The 3,270-nt window shown below is 69.2% G+C and carries 3 protein-coding genes; all 3 read right to left on the bottom strand.

Features of this window, described 5'->3' with window-relative positions:
- Positions 1–481: 481 nt before the first annotated feature.
- Complete coding sequence (locus ASE31_RS07020; protein ID WP_057200849.1) at positions 482–817, bottom strand: helix-turn-helix domain-containing protein; 336 nt, start codon at positions 815–817, stop codon at positions 482–484.
- A 131-nt stretch (positions 818–948) separates the two neighbouring features.
- Positions 949–2,028 (bottom strand): tRNA 2-selenouridine(34) synthase MnmH, encoded by a 1,080-nt coding sequence (gene mnmH / locus ASE31_RS07015; protein WP_057200848.1) that lies wholly within the window; start codon positions 2,026–2,028, stop codon positions 949–951.
- Positions 2,025–3,110: a selenide, water dikinase SelD gene (selD, locus tag ASE31_RS07010; RefSeq protein WP_057200847.1), complete on the bottom strand. Its 1,086-nt coding sequence runs from the start codon at positions 3,108–3,110 to the stop codon at positions 2,025–2,027. The genes mnmH and selD overlap by 4 nt, the downstream gene beginning before the upstream one ends.
- Positions 3,111–3,270: the final 160 nt, after the last annotated feature.

The raw sequence follows: 3,270 nt of genomic DNA, 5'->3' as shown, positions 1-3,270 counted from the left end.
TGAGCGCGTGCCGAAGGACACGCGCATCGTCATCTGGCTCGCCGAAGCTGTTTGACCGGAGCTCCCTCGAAGAGGGAGCGCAGGGAGTTCTTCGGCGTCACCCCAGGACCGAGCATCGCAGGCTGCCCCACTCGCCCAACGGGCGGGTGGGGACACGAGCAGCGGGGTCGCCTTTTCTTGGCCTACCTTCTTTTGGCGACGCAAAAGAAGGTAGGTGCGCTGCCGGGCGCACATCCCGGCCTCCGCCCGCAACCAAGGCACACCGCGAGAAGCTGGGCGCCCATCTGTGCCCCTTTCGCTCACGCCGCAGCCGGCTGTTGCCGCACCACCAGCGCCTGCGTGATCGGCCGGTTCACCGGCGCTGCCGCGAGTGCCAGTAGTGCCGCATGCGATCAGGGGCGAACTGCGACGCATGTGTCAATGCGGGGGGGGCCTCGCAGGGACATAGGCTGCAGCTTGGACCCCGAAACGAAAGGTGAAATCAAGCCGGAGCGAGCACCAGGCGCCCGATCTCCGCCTTGGCCGGCCGCACCTTGATTTCAATGTCGTAGCCCAGGCGGGTGAGGCAGTCCATCAGCTTGCGCTCCGACAGGTTGGAGAACTCACCGCGCACCATGTCGGAGACCTTGGGCTGCGTGATGCGCATTCGCTTTGCCGCTTCTTGCTGCGTCAGGCCCTGGCTGCGCATGGCCTTTCTGATTTCGATGACCAGGCCGGTTTTGATTCTGAGCTTTTCGGCGTCGGCCAGTCCAAGGTCGGCAAACACGTTGCCGGAACCTCGATGTACTTCGACGCCATCCACAAGCCTGGCTTTCATTTGCGCAACTCCGTCATACGCTTGGGCGGTCTTGGCCGGGTACGGACCATGCCCACTTTGGTTTATACCTGAAAAGGTATATTCAATCCACGCGGGCTATTTCCTCTTCCTGGCGCAGGCCGGAAGAGGGCTCAAGGCGATACGGCCGCCTGCCCATGGGCACTGCTCCCCCATCCCGCAACCACTGTGTGCGCCAGCGCCTCGATACCGGGCGGCGACAGATCCGCCGCATCCACCACCTGCCGCTGCTCCCACGCATGGAAGTACGAGCGGTGCGAGCGCGCGTACGAGGGGTCGTAGTGCCGGGTGGCCAGGGCCTCGAACAGCTGGGGCAGCTGGCGCGCGAGGGCCATGGCCTGCCAGGCGGCGATGGTCTCGTTGCCGTGCAGGGGTTTCAACGGGGCCAGTTGGTCGGCCAGCCACTGGGGGCGGTCGCCCAGGTAGGCGTAGTCGCGCAGCAGGTATTCCACGCGCGCGGCGGTGCTGGCGCGCAGCTCGATGCAGGGGCTGGCGCGCATGCGCTCGGCCAGCGGCGTGGGCAGCGTGAGGCGGCCGATGCGGCGGCCTTCGCCTTCGATGTACAGGGGGCGTGTGGTGTCCACGCGTTCCAGCACGCTGGCGATGGCGGTCTCGAAGGCGGTTTGCGAGGGCTGGGCCACGTCGGGCAGGGCGCCGAGCAGCGAGCCCTTGTGCCGGGCCAGGGCCTCCAGGTCCAGCACCTGCTGGCCCTGGGCGGCCAGGGCGTGCAGCAGCCGGGTCTTGGCGGTGCCGGTGGCGCCGCACAGCACCACCAGGGGCAGGGCGGGGGCGCGCTGCTCGATGGTGTCGATGACGTGGCGGCGCCAGGCCTTGTAGCCGCCGGCCAGTTGCTGGGCGTCCCAGCCCACCATGCGCAGCCAGGTGGTCATGGAGCCGCTGCGCAGCCCGCCGCGCCAGCAGTAGACCAGGGGCTTCCAGCCCGGGGGGCGGTCGGCCAGGGGGCCCTGCAGGTGGCGCGCCAGGTTGGCGGCCACCATGGCGCCGCCCACGCGCCGCGCCTCGAAGGCGCCGACCTGCTTGTACAGGGTGCCGACGATGCGCCGCTCTTCATTGTCGAGCACGGGCAGGTTGATGGCACCGGGGATGTGGTCGATGGCGTACTCGGCCGGGCTGCGCGCGTCGATCAGGGTGTCGAAGGCGTGCCGGTCGTGCACGCGCGTGGGTTCTTTCATGGCGCCACCGTGAGGCCGGCGGGGCTGCCTGTTGCGTCGCCCTCCTGCATGCGCCCCACCACGGCGGCATCGGCAAAGCCCTGCTCGCGGAAGGTGCGCAGTACGGCATCGACCGCCTGCGGCGCGCAGCTGACCAGCAGGCCGCCGCTGGTCTGCGGGTCGGTGAGCAGCGCCTGGGCGGTGGCGGGCAGGCCATCGGCCAGCGTGACCTCGGCGCCATAGCCCTCCCAGTTGCGGCGCGATGCGCCGGTGACGACGCCCTGCGCAGCCCAGTCGGCCACGCCATCGAGCAGCGGCAGGCGGTGCCAGTCGAGCACGGCGCGCAGGCCGGCGCCGCGCGCCATCTCCAGCGTGTGGCCGGCGATGCCGAAGCCGGTGACGTCGGTGAGGGCGTGCACGCCGTCGAGCTCGGCCAGCGCGATGCCGGGGGTGTTCAGGCGCGTGGTGGTCTCCACCAGGCGGGCGTAGCCGGCGTCGTCGAGCAGGCCTTTTTTCAGCGCGGCGGAGAGCACGCCCACGCCCAGCGGCTTGCCCAGCACCAGCACGTCGCCGGCGCGCGCATCGCGGTTGCGGCGCACGCGCGAGGGGTGCACCAGGCCCATCACGACCAGGCCGTAGATGGGCTCGACCGAGTCGATGGTGTGCCCGCCGGCAATCGGTATGCCCGCCGCGCGGCACACGGCCTGGCCGCCTGCGAGCACGCGGCCGATGACCTCCACCGGCAGCTGGTTGACCGGCATGGCGACGATGGCCAGCGCCATGATGGGGCGCCCGCCCATGGCATACACATCGCTGATGGCATTGGTGGCCGCGATGCGCCCGAAGTCGAACGGGTCGTCGACGATGGGCATGAAGAAGTCGGTGGTGGCGATGAGGGCCTGTTCGTCGTTGAGCTGGTAGACGGCGGCGTCGTCGGCGGTTTCGATGCCTACCAGCAGTTCTTTGGGGAGCAGGGCGGCGAGGCCTGCGCCGCTGCTGTTTCTCAGAATTTCTGACAGGACGCCGGGGGCGATCTTGCAGCCGCAGCCGCCGCCGTGGGAGAACTGGGTGAGGCGGACGGGGGTTTGGGTGGTTGTGGTCATGGAGGTGGGGCGTGCTTGGGGCGGCTGGCTGGATTGTTGGTATTGTGCTTTGTGGTGCTGCTGCGGCTTGTGTCTGTGGTCGCTTCTGTTCTTTTGCTGAGGGCGGAGGCCGGGGTGTGCGCCCGGCGGCGCAGTAACTTTCTCTTGCGTCGCCAAGAGG

This window comes from Acidovorax sp. Root217 (assembly GCF_001428645.1).
In the GTDB taxonomy this organism is placed as follows: Bacteria; Pseudomonadota; Gammaproteobacteria; order Burkholderiales; family Burkholderiaceae_C; genus Acidovorax.
Note: the sequence above shows the minus strand (reverse complement) of the source record. Positions and strands in the feature narration are given on the sequence as shown.